This is a genomic window from Streptomyces sp. NPDC048664, assembly GCF_040650555.1.
GTDB lineage: Bacteria > Actinomycetota > Actinomycetes > Streptomycetales > Streptomycetaceae > Streptomyces.
Genome location: NZ_JBEZHK010000005.1, coordinates 87597 through 103824 on the forward strand (window position 1 = coordinate 87597; position 16228 = coordinate 103824).

The following is a 16228-nucleotide window of genomic DNA, read 5'->3' on the forward strand; positions in this document are numbered from 1 at the left end:
CTCACAGGTTGTAACTTTACGGACAGGCGTGGCGGGGGCGGCCACGGGGCGAGGCTACCGTGCGGCGGCGCAAGGAGTGTGACGTACCGTCGGTCTGGACGGCACTGAACTCCCAGGTTTCACCCGAGGGGACGCGGGACAGGCCCGCCGCGTTCGAAAGCCGTCGAACGGAGGGGAGCAGGAATGCGGAATCGTAGCCACCGGTCACAGGCGGTCATCGCCGCGCTCGCCGCGGCGGCCGTCGTCGGGGTCGCGGGGTGCGACGCCTCCGGTGGTGGCGAGGCCGCGCGGCACGCCACGGCGCGCCCGTCGCCGAAGCCGCTGTGGAACAGTTCGCCGCGGTCGGTCGCGGCGGTCGGCGACTCCATCACGAGGGGCTTCGACGCGTGCCAGGTGCTGTCTGACTGCCCCGAGGTGTCGTGGGCGACGGGCAGTGACACGACGGTCGACAGCCTGGCGGTACGGCTGCTGGGGGCGACCGGGGCCGCGGCGCACAGCTGGAACTACGCGGTGACGGGGGCCCGGATGTCCGACCTGCCCGCGCAGATGGCACGGGCCGCGCGGCACCGCCCCGAGCTGGTGACGGTGATGGCGGGCGCCAACGACGCCTGCCGGTCCTCGCTGCGCGCGATGACGCCGGTGGCGGACTTCCGCGCCGAGTTCGAGGGGGCGATGCGCACGCTGCGCGGGGCGTCCCCGAAGACGCAGGTGTACGTCTCCAGCGTGCCGAACCTGAAGCGGCTGTGGTCGCAGGGGCGTGCGAGCGCGCTGGGCAGGGAGGTGTGGAAGCTGGGCATCTGCCCGTCGATGCTGGCGGACGCGGAGGCGGTGGACAGCACGGCGACGAAGCGGCGCGACGACGTGGCGGCGCGGGTGGAGGCGTACAACACGGTCCTGAAGGAGGTCTGCGCGAAGGACCGGCGCTGCCGCTTCGACGGAAACGCGGTGTACGACTTCCGTTTCGGCACGGAGCAGTTGAGCCAGTGGGACTACTTCCATCCCAGCAGGAACGGCCAGGCGCGCCTGGCGGAACTCGCCTACCGCAGGATCACGGCGAAGCAGCCGACGGCCTGAGCCGCGGGATCAGGAGCCGTACGCCCGGCCGCCCGCGGCGGACTCCGGGTTCGCGCCGGTGCCGGGACCGCCGTCCTGGCCGCCGTCCTCGTCGGTGGGCTCGCCGCTCTCCTCGCCGAGCAGGTCGCGGGCCAGCAGCGTCGCCCCCGCCACCGCGCCCGGCATCAGGAACACCGCCACGAACGGGACCAGGAAGGCGAGCGCGAGCGGTGTGCCGAAGCCCCACGTCAGGAGTTTGCGTGAGCGCAGCAGGGCGAGCCGTGCGCGGAGTTCGACGTCCCGGCGCTGCAGCGCGACCGCCGTCAGCTCCTCCGTGAGGAAGAACCCGGTGACGAAGAACCCGGCGACCGGGACCGCGGTCTGGCCCACCACCGGCAGGAACCCGGCGGCGAAGAGCAGGACGCCCCAGACCGCCGCACGGACCAGGACCCGGACGCTGTCGCGGAGCGAGACCCACAGTTCGCGGTACAGAGGCAGCCCCGAGCGCGGCACCGCGCCGTCCGGGGACACGTCGGCGTCGACCCGCTCGGAGAGGTTCTCGTAGAACGGCTGCCCGACCAGCAGGGTGACGGCGGTGAAGGTGAGGACCGACAGCAGCAGCGCCAGGGCGAAGAGCACCGCGGTGAGGAATCCGCGGAACAGGCCGAGCCACGGACTGGGCCAGCCGTCGGCGAAGGGCGTGGCCCAGGCCACGGCGTCCTCGCCCCACACGGCCAGCGCCGTCAGCGCCGCCCCGTAGACGACGAGGGTGATGAGCCCCGGCAGCAGGCCGAACCCGTACTGCCTGCCATGCCGTGCGACCCACCGCTGGCCCTGTATGAGGTGGCCGAATCCCGCCCCGAGATCACGCATGGGAAGAACTTTACCCAGGCGGTCCATGCGTACGTTCGGGTGGTCTCCGCGGGCCGAGTCCCCCTGACAGCTGACGACATATCGGGCACATCGTTACCTTGGCCGCCGTATCCCCACCCGACCCGAACGGTGACAAGTGAACAGATTGTGGACGGGCGTCGGAGTGGCGCTCGCACTGGCCGCCGGCGGCCTCACCTGGGCCCTCATGGGGCAGTCGGACTCGGACGACGCCGCCACCTCGGACAACGCGCACCTGCACGCCGGGCTGAAAGCCGACGCACTGCTCCAGTCGGGCCTGCTGCAGGTGCAGTACCAGGACTACGCCGACGCGAAGGCCACCTTCCATCAGGTGCTGGCGGTGGACCCGGGCAGCAAGCTCGCCTGGTACAACCTCGGGGTCATCGCCCAGAAGGAGAACCGCGAGGGCGACGCCCGCAAGGCGTACGACGCGGCCCTCAAGAGCGACCCCCGGTTCACGTCGGCCCTGTTCAACAAGGCGCTGATGCTGGAGAAGGGCGAACCGGACGAGGCGCTGCGGCTGCTGCGCCGGGCGGTCGCGGTCAACCCGAAGGCGTCCACCGCCTACTTCCACATCGGGCGGACGCTGGCCGCGCAGGGCCACGACAAGCAGGCGGGGGACGCCTACCGCCACGCCGTCGAGATCGACCCCGGCCTGCGCCCCCAGGTGCCGGAGCCGTTCGCGGACTCGCTCCCCGCGAGCCACAGCCCCGCGCCCCACGACCACGCACACGACAGCGACCGCGACAGCGGCCGGACCACCGAGAACTCAGGCAGGTAGCCCCAGATGACCTCGACCGAGACGAACGCCGCGACCCCCAGGTTCTCCGTCTTCACCCCCAGCCACCGCCCCCGCTTCCTGGACGAGTGCCTCGCCACGCTCCAGGCGCAGTCCTGCCCTGACTGGGAGTGGATCGTCCTGCTCAACAACGGCGCCCGGTGGCGGCCCGAGCGGGCCGACGAGCGGGTCCGGGTGGAGATCGCGGACGAGGTGCGGGGGGTCGGCGCGGCCAAGCGCCGGGCGTGCGAACTGGCCCGCGGCGAGATCCTCGTGGAGCTCGACCACGACGACCTGCTGGCCCGGGACTGCCTGGCCGAGGTGGGCCGCGCCTTCGACGAGCACCCCGACGTCGTCTTCGTCTACAGCAACACCGCCCAGATCACCGAGGACGGCGGGCGGGACGACTCCCGGTTCAACGAGACGCACGGCTGGACCTACGAGGAGGTGCTGGTCGACGGCCGCCGGCTGCTCGCCGCCAAGTCGATGGCGCCGACGCCGCACAACGTCGCGTACATCTGGTACGCGCCCAACCACGTGCGCGCGTTCCGCAAGGACGCCTACACGAAGGTCGGCGGCTACGACGCCACGCGCGTCGTCCTGGACGACCAGGACATGATGTGCCGCCTCTTCCAGGCGGGCGACTTCCACCACATCGAGCGCTGCCTCTACCTCCAGCGCATGCACGCGCAGAACACCCAGCGCGACGCGGAGATCAACGCGCACATCCAGCGCGAGACGGTCGCCCTGTACGACAAGTACATCGAGGCCAACGCCCTCGCCTGGACCCAGCGCCACGGTCTGATGGCGCTGGACCTCGGCGCGGCCCACCGCAAGCCGCCGGGCTACCTCGGTGTGGACCAGTACCCGGGCGACGGCGTGGACATCGTCGCCACACTGCCCGACCGGCTGGACCTGCCGGACGGCTCCGTCGGCCTGATCCGCGCGGTGGACTTCCTGGAGCACGTGCCCGCGAAGGTGCCGCTGATCAACGAGCTGTACCGGCTGCTGGCCCCCGGCGGCATGCTGCTGACGATGACCCCCAGCTCCGACGGCCGCGGCGCCTACCAGGACCCCACCCACGTGGCGTTCTACAACGAGAACTCCTTCTGGTACTACACCGACGACCAGTACCGGACCTTCGTCCCCGAGATCACGGCGCGGTTCCAGAGTTCACGCCTCGTCACGTACTTCCCGACGGAGTGGCACTCCTCGAACGACATCTCCTACGTGGTGGCGAACCTCATCGCCATGAAGGAGGGCGCGACACGCTGCGGCGGTCCCCTGCTGGTCTGAGGGCGTCAAGGCCCGCCGGGTCACGGGTCCGTACCAGCGGACGCCGTGCCCGGCGGTGCCGCGCCCCGCTCCCCGTCTCTCTTGTAACAGGCATGTATTAGGGGGCGGTCGGGCGCAACGGGGTGCCGGGCCGCGCGGCTCTTGCCGGTCGGAAACGCTCGCTCGTGCGGGCCGGCACCCCCACCGACACCGAGGAAGAACCGATGCGCGTTCACAAGCTCACCTTCGCCGCCCTGGCCGTCGCCGCGGGTCTGTCGCTCACGGCCTGCCAGAGCAACGACCCCAGCCCGAGCACCGGGCAGAGCGCCCCGTCCTCCGCGCCCGCCGGGTCCTCCTTGGACGGCGGTCCGGGCTCGGGCGGTTCGGCCCAGGGCGGCGGCGCGCAGGGCTCGGCCGGGACGAACTCCGGCGCGCAGAACACGGCCGGGAAGAGCTCCGGGGCGCAGGGCACGGCCGCCGGTGCGGGCACCGGCTCCGGCAAGAGCTCCGGGACCGCCGGGTGCCACACCGACCAGCTGCAGATCACCGCGATGGACAACACCATCGGCGGCGACACCGATCGCTCGGTGGCGGTGACGCTGAAGAACCGCGGCGGCGGCACCTGCTCGCTGTCCGGCTACGCAGGCGTCGACCTGAAGACCAGCGCGGGCTCGCTGTCCGCGAAGCGCACCGGCGAGAAGGGCGGCTCGGCGGTCCTCAGGCCCGGGCAGTCGGTGTCCTTCGGCATCACCTACCCGAACAACACCTCGGGCGGCTCCGGCGTCCGCGTCACGGGGCTGCTGGTGACCCCGCCGAACGAGACGAGGACGGTCTCCCTCGCCTGGCCGGGCGCCGCCACGCTGCCCGTCACGGACGGCTCCGGCTCCCCGGTGAAGGTCGGCCCGATCGGGAGCGCCGGCCAGGGCGGCTGACCCGCCCGTCGTGGCACCGCGCATGACCGTCGCGGTGGCGGGTACGACCCCTCCCGTACGAGGGGGCGTCGCGGAAGCGGGCCGAGAGCGAGGGGTGTCGAAAGTGATTCGAAAGCTGCAGGCGGTCGCACTGGACTGCGCCGACCCGGTGCGGCTCGCCGAGTTCTACGCGGAGCTGCTGGGCGGCCGGGTGGTCGCGGACCCCGCGGACCACGGCTGGGTCGAGGTGCACGGGTTCGAGGGGACCCCGCTGGCCTGCCAGCGGGTGGACGGCTACCGGCCGCCCGAGTGGCCCGGCCAGGAGCGCCCGCAGCAGATCCATCTGGACTTCGACGTGGACGACCTCGACGGCGAGGAGAAGCGGGCGCTCGCCCTCGGCGCGACGGTGCTGGAGCGGACGGACCAGGTACGCCCGGGCACCAACTGGCGGATCTACGCGGACCCGGCGGGCCACCCGTTCTGCCTGTGCGCCCACTGAGACCGCACATCCGTGTGCCGCCGGCCCGGATCCCGGTCCTGCACGCGGAGCTCTACGCCGGCGTGGTCGACGCCTCGCGGGCCGTGGAGGCCAGTTCCGTGAAGCGGGGGGTGCGCAGGGCCGCCGCCAGTTGGTCCTGCCAGCTCGGCTGGCAGGGCACCCCGGCGCGGGTCCAGCCGCCGTGCCCCAGCACTCCGAACGCCGGTCGCGCGGCGGGCCTGGGGAAGGCGTCCGTGGTGACGGGGCGGATCCGCCGCGGGTCGAGCCCGCTGAGCCGGTAGGTCTCACGGGCCAGCCCGTACCAGGTCGTACGGCCGCCCGCCGTGCCGTGGTAGACGCCCGCGGGCGCCCGCCCGGCCAGTGCGGCCCGGCCGAGCGCGGCCAGTTGCCGGGCCAGCTCCCGGGACCAGGTGGGCTGCCCGTGCTGGTCGTGGACGACGTCGAGCGTCGCGCGCCGGCAGGCCAGGTCGAGCATGGTGGCGACGAAGTTGCGGCCGTGCGCGCCGTAGAGCCAGGCGGTGCGCACCGTGTAGCCGGTGTCCGGGAGCAGTTCGGCCACCGCCCGCTCCCCCAGCAGCTTCCCCCGGCCGTACGCGTTGCGCGGCCCGGTCGGCGCGTCCTCGGCGTACGGGTGCCCGGCGGGCTCCGCGTCGCCGGGCAGGACGTAGTCGGTGGAGACGTGCAGCAGGACGGCCCCCGCGCGGGCGCAGGCGCGGGCGAGATGCCGTACGCCGGTGCCGTTGACGGCGCTCGCGGCGTCCTCCGCCGTCTCGGCGCCGTCGACGTCCGTCCAGGCCGCGCAGTTGACGACCACGCGGTGTCCCGCGACGGCGGCGCGCACGGCGTCCGGGTCGGTGATGTCCAGGCCGTCGCGGGTCCGGCCGCTCACCTCGGCGTCCGGGTCGGCGGCGAGTTCGGCGAGGACGTCCCGGCCGAGCATCCCGCCCGCGCCGGTCACCAGCCAGGGCGTCACGTCAGCTCGGCCCTCGCCTTGAGCGGCTCCCACCAGGAGCGGTTGTCCCGGTACCAGGCGACCGTGGCGGCCAGCCCCTCCGCGAACGGGACCTTCGGCGCGTAGCCGAGCTGCTCGCGGATCTTGCTGTCGTCGAGCGAGTAGCGCAGGTCGTGGCCCTTGCGGTCGGCCACGTGGGTGACCTGGTCCCAGCCGGCGCCGACCGCGTCCAGGAGCAGCCCGGTGAGCTTGTGGTTGCTGACCTCGGTGCCGCCGCCGATGTGATAGGTCTCCCCGGGCCTTCCGCCGCGCAGGGCGAGTTCGATGCCGTGGCAGTGGTCGGAGACGTGAAGCCAGTCGCGGATGTGGCGGCCGTCGCCGTACAGGGGCACATTCCTGCCGTCGATCAGGTGGGTGATGAACAGCGGGATGACCTTCTCGGGGAACTGGTACGGCCCGTAGTTGTTGGTGCACCGGGTGACGACGACGTCCATGCCGTGGGTGCGGTGGTAGGACCGCACGAGGAGGTCGGCGGCGCTCTTCGTCGCGGAGTACGGGGAGTTGGGCGCGAGCGGCCAGTCCTCCGTCCAGGAGCCCTCGCTGATCGAGCCGTACACCTCGTCCGTCGAGACCTGGAGGAACCGGCCCACGCGGTGGCGCAGCGCCGCGTCCAGCAGGACCTGGGTGCCGACGACGTTGGTCCGTACGAAGGGGCCGGCGCCCTCGATCGACCGGTCCACGTGCGACTCGGCCGCGAAGTGGACCACGGCGTCCTGATGCGCCATCACCTGGTCGACGACGTCGGGATCGCAGATGTCGCCGCGCACGAAGCGGTATCCGGGGTGGTGCGCCACGGGCGCGAGATTCTCCTGGACCCCCGAATACGTGAGTTCGTCGAGGACGGTGAGGTGGGCCGCCGGATCCGCGTGCAGCCACCTGCGGACGAATTCCGAACCGATGAAACCGGCCCCGCCGGTCACAAGGACACGCATGATTCTCCCTGAATTCCGGCCCGCACTCCGGACCGCAGCCGCCGCCGATATCCGGTGCATTCCTCGTAGGAGGGCAGCAGCCCTCCAAGGTGTGCTTCCGCGAGGGTGGGCGCCGCGGCGTCCTTGTCGGAGAGTTCCGGGGCGATGTCCGCGGGCCATTCGATCGCCAGCTTCGGATCGAGCGGGTTAATCCCGAACTCCCTTTGCGGCGCGTATCCCTCGGAGCAGAGGTAGACGACGGTGGAACCCTCCTCCAGCGCCATGAAGGCGTGCCCGAGCCCTTCCGAGAGGTAGAGCGCCCGGTGGTCGCGGTCGTCCAGGCGCACCGCCTCCCACCCGCCGAACGTCGGGGAGCCGGTGCGGATGTCGACCACCACGTCGAGCACCGCCCCGCCGACGCACGTCACGTACTTGGCCTGGCCCGGTGGGACCGCCGCGTAGTGGACGCCCCTGAGGGTGCCGCGCGTGGACCGGGAGCAGTTCGCCTGCTCCAGGCGCATGGCGTGACCGGTCATCTCGCGGAACAGGTCCGCCTTGAACCACTCATGGAAACGGCCCCTCCGGTCCGCGAACACCCGGGGAGTGTCCACCCAGGCCCCCTCGATACCAAGCGGTCTCACCTGTCACGCATCCTTCCCTCACAGGTTCTTCACGACCCCTCACCCGGCGGCGACGGGCCGCGCCCGGGGCCCGCCGTCGCGCGGGGTGACGACGGCCGGCACCCCCTCGTCGTCCAGCAGCCCCAGCAGGTACTGCCCGTATCCGCTCTTCAGGAGCGGCTCGGCCAGGGCGCGCAGCTGCTCGTCGTCGATCCGGCCGGCCCGCCAGGCCGCCTCCTCCACACAGCCGATCTTGAGGCCCTGGCGCTCCTCGATGACCCGGACGAACTCCGACGCCTGGACCATGGACGCGAACGTCCCGGTGTCCAGCCAGGCGGTGCCCCGGTCGAGCCGGGTGACGCGCAGTTCACCGGCGTCCAGGTAGACGCGGTTGAGGTCGGTGATCTCCAGTTCGCCGCGGGCGCTGGGCCGCAGCCCGCGGGCGATGTCCACGACCCGGTGGTCGTAGAAGTACAGTCCGGGCACGGCGTACCGGGACCTCGGGCGGGCGGGCTTCTCCTCGATGGACAGCGCCCGGCCCTGCGCGTCGAACTCGACCACGCCGTAGGCCGAGGGGTTCGCGACCTGGTAGGCGAAGACATGGCCGCCGCGCAGCCCGTCCTCCCGCGCCAGCAGGGCGCTCAGACCCGAGCCGTGGAAGATGTTGTCGCCGAGGATCAGCGCGACCGACTCGCCCCCGATGAACCCCGCGCCCAGGACGAACGCCTGCGCGATGCCCTCCGGGCGCTCCTGGGTCGCGTACTCGATGCGCAGGCCGAGCTGGCCGCCGTCGCCGAGGAGCGCGCGGAACTGCTCCTGGTCCCCGGGGGTCGTGATCACGAGGATGTCGCTCACACCCGCCAGCACGAGGGTGGAGAGGGGGTAGTAGACCATCGGTTTGTCGAACACCGGCAGCAGCTGTTTGGAGACGGAACGGGTCAGCGGCCACAGCCGTGAGCCGGTGCCGCCGGCCAGCAGAATTCCACGCATGTCGTCACCATAGAAGAAGCGATCACGGCTTCCTTCTCCTGACACGCAGTTCGATTCCGCGCCCAATCGACCCTCTGCTCACCCTCCTTGTCCACGGTCCGCACCGCCGCCCGGGTGATCTTATCTACCTGGCGCGGGCCGCGGAGGGTCTTTTGGTCACCGTCCGTGAACAATGACGGCGTCCGTAATTGACTACGAGCGCCGCACAAACGCGCCAATAGCGAACCTCATGCCCGGCGCGCGTCCAGCGCATGTCCTTCGCGGCGACTACGCGGGCTCCTCGGCCCGCATCGGTACCGGGGCCATGGCCCACCTCAACTGCCTTTCCACGGAAGGATTTCTGGTGAACCGGAGAACCATCGGCCGTAACCGGGTGAGAGCCATCACCATGGTTTCGGCGGGCACCCTGGCTGCGGTGCTCAACGTCATCCCCAGCACGATGGCCATCGCCGACGCGGTCGAGCGCGCGGGTACCCAGCACACCCTGGGGCTGCCGGGGCCGAACGGCGCCACGACGGTCCACGGACGCGACCGCGACCACCGCCACGGCCACGGCACGCGGGGGGAGCGAGGCGAGCAGGGTCCGCGTGGTCCTCGGGGAACGAGGGGCGACCACGGTCCTCAGGGGCCCAGGGGCGACCACGGTCCGCGCGGTCCCCAGGGGCCGAGGGGCGACCACGGTGACCGGGGCCCCCAGGGGCCGCAGGGCGCCCAGGGCAGCCAGGGTCCGCAGGGCAGCCAGGGCGCCACCGGTGCCGGCACGCAGGGTCCGCAGGGCACCCAGGGCGCCCAGGGCGCGCAGGGTTCGAGCACCGGCACGCAGGGGGCGCAGGGCACCCAGGGCGCCCAGGGCAGCCAGGGCACGCCGGGCACCCAGGGTCCCCAGGGCTCCACCGGATTCGGGGCCCAGGGAGCCCAGGGCTCACAGGGCGCCATGGGCATCCCCGGCGCCCAGGGCAGCCAGGGCAGCCAGGGCACCCAGGGCACGCAGGGCGCCGGCGGCGGTGTCGGCGCGCAGGGCAGCCAGGGAGCGCCGGGCACTCCCGGCGCCCAGGGCGCACCGGGCACGCCGGGCAGCCAGGGCGCACCCGGCACGCAGGGCAACCAGGGCGCACAGGGCGCCCAGGGCACTCCCGGCACCCCCGGGTCCCAGGGCGCGCAGGGCTCCCAGGGCTCCCAGGGCGCCGCGGGCATCGGAACCCAGGGCGCACAGGGTGCGCAGGGAGCCCAGGGTTCGCAGGGTGCGCAGGGCGTCGGCACGCAGGGCGCACAGGGTTCCCAGGGCGCGCAGGGCGCGCAGGGAGGCCCGGGCCTCCAGGGAGCCCAGGGCGCACAGGGTGTCGGGACCCAGGGTGCGCAGGGCGCCCAGGGTGCTCCCGGAACCCAGGGCCCCCAGGGCGTCGGAACCCAGGGCGCGCAGGGCGCGCAGGGTGCGCCGGGCGTCCAGGGCACGACGGCGTCCACCTACGTCGTCAGGGGCCCGCAGGTCGCCCCGCTCGTCGGCGTCCTCGGCACCTCGACCGCCACGTGCAGCGCCGGCGATGTCGCGACCGGCGGCGGCTACGACACCCTCGGGCCCGTCGCCACGATCAACGTCACCCGGGACGCGCCGATCGTCACGGGCGCCGGTCCTCAGTACGGCCCGGCCACCGGATGGCAGACCAGCGCCACGGTCACCGTGCTGGGCGCGGGATTCCAGACGTACGCGGTCTGCCAGGACCTGTAGGGGATTCCACCGCACGGACGCATGACCGGAAGGCCGCACCCCAGCGCAGGTGGGGTGCGGCCTTCCTCCGTGCGGGTCAGTACGTGACGATCATCTTCCCGGTGTTGTCGCCCCGCAGAACGCCGAGGAACGCCTCCAGGTTGTTCTCGATGCCCTCGACCACGGTCTCGCGGTACTTCAGCTCGCCCGAGCGCACCCACGGCCCGACCTCGCGGACGAACTCCGCCTGGAGGTCGTAGTGGTCGGTGACGATGAAGCCCTCCATGCGGCCACGGGTCTGGATCAGCCGGGTGAGGTTGCGGGGGCCGGGCGCGGGCTCGGTGTTGTTGTAGACGGAGATCATGCCGCACACGGCGATCCGGCCGTTGTTGTTGAGGGAGCCGAGAGCGGCCTCCAGGTGGTCGCCGCCGACGTTGTCGAAGTACACGTCGATGCCGTCGGGGGCGGCCTCGCGCAGCTGGCGGCTCACGGGGCCGTTCTTGTAGTTGAAGGCGGCGTCGAAGCCGTACTCCTCGACCAGCAGCTTGACCTTCTCGTCGGAGCCGGCGGAGCCGATGACCCGCGAGGCGCCCTTGAGCTTCGCGATCTGCCCGACCTGGCTGCCGACCGCGCCGGCCGCGCCCGACACGAAGACGGAGTCGCCCTCCTTGAAGGAGGCGGTGCGCAGCAGACCGGCGTAGGCGGTGAGCCCGGTCATCCCGAGCACGCCGAGGTAGGCGGACAGCGGCGCGACCTCGGGGTCGACCCGCACGACGTGCTCGGCGTCCACGGCGGCGTACTCGCGCCAGCCGAGCGGGTGCAGGACGTGGTCGCCGACGGCGACGCCCTCGGCGCGGGAGGCGACGACCTCGCCGACGGCGCCGCCCTGCATCGGCTTGTTCAGCGCGAACGGCGGGACGTAGGACTTGGCGTCGCTCATCCGGCCGCGCATGTAGGGGTCGACGGAGACGTGCATGTTCCGCACCAGCACCTGGCCCTCACCCGGCTGGGGTACCTCCGCCTCGACGAGGCTGAAGTCCTCGGGCTTGGGCCAGCCGACCGGGCGGCTGAGCAGGTGCCATTCGCGGCTGACGGCGGGGAGGGCGGGGGTGGTGTCGGACATGGACTCTTCCTCACGTGCGGGACGGGATTACTTCAGTACCTGAAACAACCATGCGCCTGAATATTTCAGGCTGTCAAGTAAACGGGTACCCTGGGGCCCATGGCCACACCCGAGAAGACCCGCCACCCCGACCCGCTGACCGTGGAGATCGTCGACCTCATCGGCGATGTCGTGGCCCGTTTCTACGCGGACTACGAGGACGCGGCGGCGGAGCGGGCGCTGACGGGCGCACAGGCGCGGCTGCTGAGCCTGCTGTCCCTGGAGCCGCTGCCGATGCGGCGGCTGGCGCAGAAGCTGAAGTGCGAGCCGTCCAACGTCACCGGGATAGTGGACCGGCTGGAGGCACGGGGCCTGGTGGAGCGCCGCCCCGACCCGGCGGACCGGCGGGTGAAGGTCGCGGCGGCGACGGAGGAGGGCCGCCAGGTGGCCTGCGGCCTGCGGGACTCACTGAACTTCGCGCGCGAGCCCCTGGCAGGCCTGTCCCCCGACGAACGCCTGTCCCTGCGGGACCTCCTGCTCCGCATGCTGGACGTCGCGCGCTAGGCGGTACTCCGAGCTACGTGCACCACCACAGGAAGCGCTGGCACGTCCGGGTCGGGGACGGGTGGGGGTGGCTCGGGGGTGCGGTGGAGGGGGACGACGGCGGTGGGGCGCTCGGCGGCCTCGTCGTCGCGGACGGCGTGTGGGGCGGGTCGGAGCGGGGCGGGGTGCTCGTGGCCGCCGACGGGGTGGGCGTGGACGTGTCCTTCCTGTCGTCCTTCGCCTTCTTCTTCCCCGCGCTGGACGACGCCTTCGGAGTGGCGGCCAACACCCGTGCCACATCGGTGGGTCGCGTCGGCGACGGCGTGGACGCGTCCACCACCTCTCCCCCGTCGGCGGCGGCGCGGGGGGTGATCCCGGGCGCCTCCACGCCGAGTTCGGCCAGGCTCAGGGCGCCGGCCGCCAGCAGCAGGCCCGCTCCCGCGAACAGCACCCGGCGCCGCCTGCGCCGGTGGGCCGCCGCCTTGCGGTTGCGTCGCGCGGACCTCGACCCCGGCCGGTCCTCCCGCGCCTCCCGGTCGTCGAGGTCGTCGGCGACGGCATCGGTGTCCACGTCGACGTCGACGGGCGCGGGCCCGCGTATCTCTTCGACGGGTGTGCCGCACCCCGGGCAGGCGAGCGCGCCGTTGAGGTGCCGTCGGCACGGGAGGCAGTAGTCCATGACGCGGAGAGACTAAGTTCCCTCCCGGTGGCGTTCCTAGAGACTGCTGTGAAAGTTGTGTGTTGAACCGTTTAACGCGGCGTGGTGCGTTGAAAGTGTCAACGTTGAACACTCATCTCTCCCCCTCCGTATGACTGTGCGGCCAGCGCCCCCGCTCGCGCGGGCCCCCAGCACACGGAGGTTCCATGCCCGACAACGTCACCTCGCTGTTCCGTGGCGCGGCGGGGCACAGCCCCTCGATGGCCGCGCTGGTGCGGGAGAGTGTCGACGGAACGGGCCCCGTGGACTTCCGCGTCCCGTGCAACCCCTACTTCCCCACCCCCGCCATGTTCGAGGACATGGCGGCCCGACTGCGCGACATCGCCACGTACTACCCGAGCCCCGCCGACACGATCACCGCCGAGCTGTGCGCCCTGCTCCAGCTTCCGCCGCAGTGCGTGGCCATGGGCAACGGCTCCACCGAGCTGATCACCTGGATCGACCACCTCCTCGTCCACGAGTCCCTCGCCGTCCCCGTCCCCACCTTCGGCCGCTGGACGGACCAGCCCATGGAGACCGGCAAGCGGGTCGACATGTTCCCGCTCCAGGAGTCGAGCGGCTTCGCCCTCGACCTCGCCCGGTACGCCGAGTTCATCCGCAAGCGCGGCACGCGTGTCGCCGTCGTCTGCAATCCGAACAACCCCGACGGCGGCTTCACCCACCGCCAGGCGCTCGTCGAGTTCATGGACGCCCTCGCGGACCTCGACCTGATCGTGATCGACGAGTCGTTCCTGGAGTTCGCCGACGCCGAGGACGAGCCCAGCGTCGTCCAGGACGCGATGCTGCGGCCGAACGTGATCGTGCTGCGCAGCCTCGGCAAGAGCTTCGGGCTGCACGGCATCCGCTTCGGCTATCTGGTGGCCAGCCCGGCCCTCGCCGGGCGTGTGCGCTCGATGCTGCCCAAGTGGAACCTCAACTCCTTCGCGGAGCACGTGGTGTTCATGTTGAAGGAGCACGGCGCCGAGTACCAGGAGAGCCTGCGCCTGGTCCGGCGGGACCGGCTGGACATGGCACGGCAGCTGGCCCAGCTGCCCGGTCTGACGGTCTACCCCTCGCAGGGCAACTTCCTCTTCGTGCGCCTCCCCGTGGGCGCCGAGGGCACCGTGGTGCGCGACCGGCTGCTCGGCGAGCACCGGATCCTCGTCCGCGACTGCGGCAACAAGATCGGTTCATCCAGCCGCTTCCTGCGGCTCGTGGTGCGCCCCGAGGTGGACGTACGTCGCCTGGTGTCCGCCATGGAGCAGGTGCTCTACGGGACCAGGAGGGGAGCCGCCGTGCCCGAGCCGGGCACCGGGACCAGCGAGCCCGCCGGGACCGCCGGGACCGCCGGGACCGCCGGGACCGGCTACAGCTCGGGCACGGCGGCCGTGGACCGGCTGATCAACCGGACGAACGGGGCGGGGATGGCGGGGCTCGCCGCCCAGGCCTCGGCAGCCCCGGCGCCCCCGGCGATGCCGCCCGCGGCTCCGGCCCCGCTCCCGGCCCAGGCCCCTGCTCCGGTGGCCGCACCCGCGGCCGCCCAGGGGCCGGCCCCCGCTCCGGCCGCCCTACCCGCCCAGACCTCGATGCCGACCCCGGCCCCCTTCCCGGTCCCGGCCGCCGCCGCACCCGCTCAGCCCCCGGCACCGGCACCCATGCCGGCCGCCCCGGCTCCGGCCCCCTTCCCGGCCCCGGTTCCGGCCATCGCCGCACCCGTCCCGACCCCGGCCCCCTTCCCGGTCCCGGTCCCGCCCGCCGCCGCGGTCGTCCCGCCGCCCCCGCCCGCCTTCACTCCCGCCCCCGCCGCCGGGCTCCAGGCCGTGCCCCAGCTTCCCCCGCAGTACGCCCAGCAGCAGTACCCGCCGCAGTACCCCCAGCCCGGTATGCCGGGCGGTCTCACCCCCGTGCCGCCGCAGAGCCGTCCCGGTGTGCCCGCGGCCGGGGGCCTCACCGCCGCCCAGGTCCGCGGCCGCACCCAGCCGGAACCGGCGGTGACGCCCGAGCCCAGCAGCTGGCCCGCGGCCGGCGCGCTCTACAACCAGGTCGGCTGACGGCGCGTCCCGACCTACCCCTCTCCCTAATGTCCGGTTCGCATGCATAACGAATACTTAAATGTCCGTTTTGAAACGCTAAATACCTATCTTTTCTGTAGTTCCGCTTTAAAACATTAGGCGGCGTGACGCAAGACGCGTGACGCAGTTCACTTACGAAGTCCCCTAGTGCTTTACGCGCCCCTTAGGCGCCAGAATTCCCGCGATGCGCAGCCAAGGCTTACCGGGAAGGGCAACTAGCGCGCTTAGTAAAGAGGGGAATTGTCGATTTATTCCTCGCGGCTAACAATGACTTCGCCGCAGGACACCGCACTTCAAAAGCGCGATGCCGTTTGCCGATGGGAACCGGCGACTGCGGGCCCTGTATTCCCTGAAAAAGGACCGCACCATGCCCTCTCATGCCGCCAAGCGCACGTCCCTGACGCGCCGCCTGACCGCCGGTGGCGCCGCCACCGTCGGCGCGTTCGCCCTGGCCTGCACGGTCGGACTGGGTTCGGCCCACGCCGCCGCCCCCGTCGCAGCCCCGAGCGCCACCAAGCCCGCCGCTCCGGCCACGTACACCGTCGTACGAGGCGACCACCTGGCCTCCATCGCCCGCACCCTGAAGATCCAGGGCGGCTGGCAGGCCCTCGCCACGGCGAACAAGCTGACCGCCCCCTACCGGATCTACCCCGGTCAGGTCCTGGCCCTGCCCGCCGGCACCAAGCCGGCCGCCGCCGCGCCGGCCCCGGTCAAGGCTCCGGTCAAGGCGGTCACCGTCGCGGCCCCGACCTCCGTGGGCCTCGTGACCGCCCTCAACGGCGGCTACGCCAACAACCTCGACGGCTGGATCCGCACCTCCCTGGCCGTCATGGCGAAGAAGGGCATCCCGGGCTCCTACAACGGCATCTACCGCAACGTGATCCGTGAGTCCTCCGGCAACCCGAAGGCCATCAACCTCTGGGACTCCAACGCCGCCGCGGGCATACCCTCCAAGGGCCTGCTCCAGGTGATCGACCCCACCTTCAAGAGCTACCACGTCACGGGCACGTCCTGGGACATCTACGAGCCCGTCGCGAACATCACCGCCGCGTGCAACTACGCGTGGCACCGCTACGGCTCGATCGACAACGTGAACGGTCCTTACTGACGGGGTCCGCAGCGCGATGCGGGGTGGTGACGGCACAGTGCCGTCACCACCCTGCCTTTGC

16 protein-coding genes are annotated in these 16228 nt (G+C 72.2%); 9 read left to right on the forward strand and 7 right to left on the reverse strand.

Annotation, left to right across the window (positions count from 1 at the left end; translation table 11 throughout):
• The first annotated feature begins 183 nt into the window (after positions 1-183).
• Complete coding sequence (locus tag AB0C59_RS07470; protein ID WP_363001598.1) at positions 184-1074, forward strand: SGNH/GDSL hydrolase family protein; 891 nt, start codon at positions 184-186, stop codon at positions 1072-1074.
• Between the two features lie 9 nt (positions 1075-1083).
• On the opposite strand, the gene AB0C59_RS07475 is transcribed toward AB0C59_RS07470, so the two are convergent.
• Positions 1084-1926, reverse strand: a complete 843-nt coding sequence (locus AB0C59_RS07475) for an EI24 domain-containing protein (RefSeq protein WP_363001600.1) — start codon at positions 1924-1926, stop codon at positions 1084-1086.
• Between the two features lie 136 nt (positions 1927-2062).
• Here AB0C59_RS07475 and AB0C59_RS07480 point away from each other — a divergent pair, with 136 nt between their 5' ends.
• The 4 genes from AB0C59_RS07480 to AB0C59_RS07495 all read left to right on the forward strand — a co-directional run bounded on the left by AB0C59_RS07480 (position 2063) and on the right by AB0C59_RS07495 (position 5407).
• Positions 2063-2725 carry a tetratricopeptide repeat protein gene (locus tag AB0C59_RS07480; RefSeq protein WP_363001602.1) on the forward strand — a complete coding sequence of 221 codons (663 nt, stop codon included), beginning with the start codon at positions 2063-2065 and terminating at the stop codon, positions 2723-2725.
• A 6-nt stretch (positions 2726-2731) separates the two neighbouring features.
• Positions 2732-4018 (forward strand): glycosyltransferase, encoded by a 1287-nt coding sequence (locus AB0C59_RS07485; RefSeq protein ID WP_363001604.1) that lies wholly within the window; start codon positions 2732-2734, stop codon positions 4016-4018.
• A gap of 203 nt (positions 4019-4221) precedes the next feature.
• Entirely contained in the window at positions 4222-4929 is a 708-nt protein-coding gene (locus tag AB0C59_RS07490; RefSeq protein WP_363001606.1) for a DUF4232 domain-containing protein, read from the forward strand.
• A 103-nt stretch (positions 4930-5032) separates the two neighbouring features.
• Positions 5033-5407: a VOC family protein gene (locus AB0C59_RS07495; RefSeq protein WP_363001607.1), complete on the forward strand. Its 375-nt coding sequence runs from the start codon at positions 5033-5035 to the stop codon at positions 5405-5407.
• Positions 5408-5459: 52 nt separating this feature from the next.
• Here AB0C59_RS07495 and rfbD read toward each other — a convergent pair whose 3' ends face one another.
• The 4 genes from rfbD to rfbA are packed head-to-tail and all read right to left on the reverse strand — an operon-like array spanning position 5460 to position 8940.
• Entirely contained in the window at positions 5460-6380 is a 921-nt protein-coding gene (gene rfbD, locus AB0C59_RS07500; RefSeq protein WP_363001609.1) for a dTDP-4-dehydrorhamnose reductase, read from the reverse strand.
• Positions 6377-7351 (reverse strand): dTDP-glucose 4,6-dehydratase, encoded by a 975-nt coding sequence (gene rfbB / locus AB0C59_RS07505; RefSeq protein ID WP_363001611.1) that lies wholly within the window; start codon positions 7349-7351, stop codon positions 6377-6379. Before rfbB ends, rfbD begins: the two co-directional genes overlap by 4 nt.
• Entirely contained in the window at positions 7336-7971 is a 636-nt protein-coding gene (gene rfbC / locus AB0C59_RS07510) for a dTDP-4-dehydrorhamnose 3,5-epimerase (RefSeq protein WP_363001613.1), read from the reverse strand. Before rfbC ends, rfbB begins: the two co-directional genes overlap by 16 nt.
• 39 nt (positions 7972-8010) lie before the next feature.
• Positions 8011-8940, reverse strand: coding sequence for a glucose-1-phosphate thymidylyltransferase RfbA (gene rfbA, locus AB0C59_RS07515; RefSeq protein WP_363001615.1), 930 nt, complete (start codon positions 8938-8940; stop codon positions 8011-8013).
• A gap of 343 nt (positions 8941-9283) precedes the next feature.
• Here rfbA and AB0C59_RS07520 point away from each other — a divergent pair, with 343 nt between their 5' ends.
• A complete protein-coding gene (locus AB0C59_RS07520) occupies positions 9284-10666 on the forward strand; it encodes a collagen-like protein (protein WP_363001617.1) in 1383 nt (460 codons plus the stop codon).
• A gap of 76 nt (positions 10667-10742) precedes the next feature.
• Here the strand turns inward: AB0C59_RS07520 and AB0C59_RS07525 are convergent, their stop codons facing one another.
• A complete protein-coding gene (locus AB0C59_RS07525; protein WP_363001619.1) occupies positions 10743-11768 on the reverse strand; it encodes an NADP-dependent oxidoreductase in 1026 nt (341 codons plus the stop codon).
• 99 nt (positions 11769-11867) lie between these two features.
• Between AB0C59_RS07525 and AB0C59_RS07530 the strand changes: the two genes are divergently transcribed.
• Positions 11868-12311, forward strand: coding sequence for a MarR family transcriptional regulator (locus AB0C59_RS07530; protein WP_363001621.1), 444 nt, complete (start codon positions 11868-11870; stop codon positions 12309-12311).
• A 13-nt stretch (positions 12312-12324) separates the two neighbouring features.
• Here the strand turns inward: AB0C59_RS07530 and AB0C59_RS07535 are convergent, their stop codons facing one another.
• Positions 12325-12969, reverse strand: a complete 645-nt coding sequence (locus AB0C59_RS07535; protein ID WP_363001623.1) for a hypothetical protein — start codon at positions 12967-12969, stop codon at positions 12325-12327.
• Between the two features lie 185 nt (positions 12970-13154).
• Between AB0C59_RS07535 and AB0C59_RS07540 the strand changes: the two genes are divergently transcribed.
• Both AB0C59_RS07540 and AB0C59_RS07545 read left to right on the forward strand, forming a co-directional pair.
• Entirely contained in the window at positions 13155-15038 is a 1884-nt protein-coding gene (locus tag AB0C59_RS07540) for a histidinol-phosphate transaminase (RefSeq protein WP_363001625.1), read from the forward strand.
• Positions 15039-15426: 388 nt separating this feature from the next.
• Positions 15427-16167, forward strand: a complete 741-nt coding sequence (locus AB0C59_RS07545; RefSeq protein WP_363001627.1) for a LysM peptidoglycan-binding domain-containing protein — start codon at positions 15427-15429, stop codon at positions 16165-16167.
• The last annotated feature ends 61 nt before the right edge of the window (positions 16168-16228 follow it).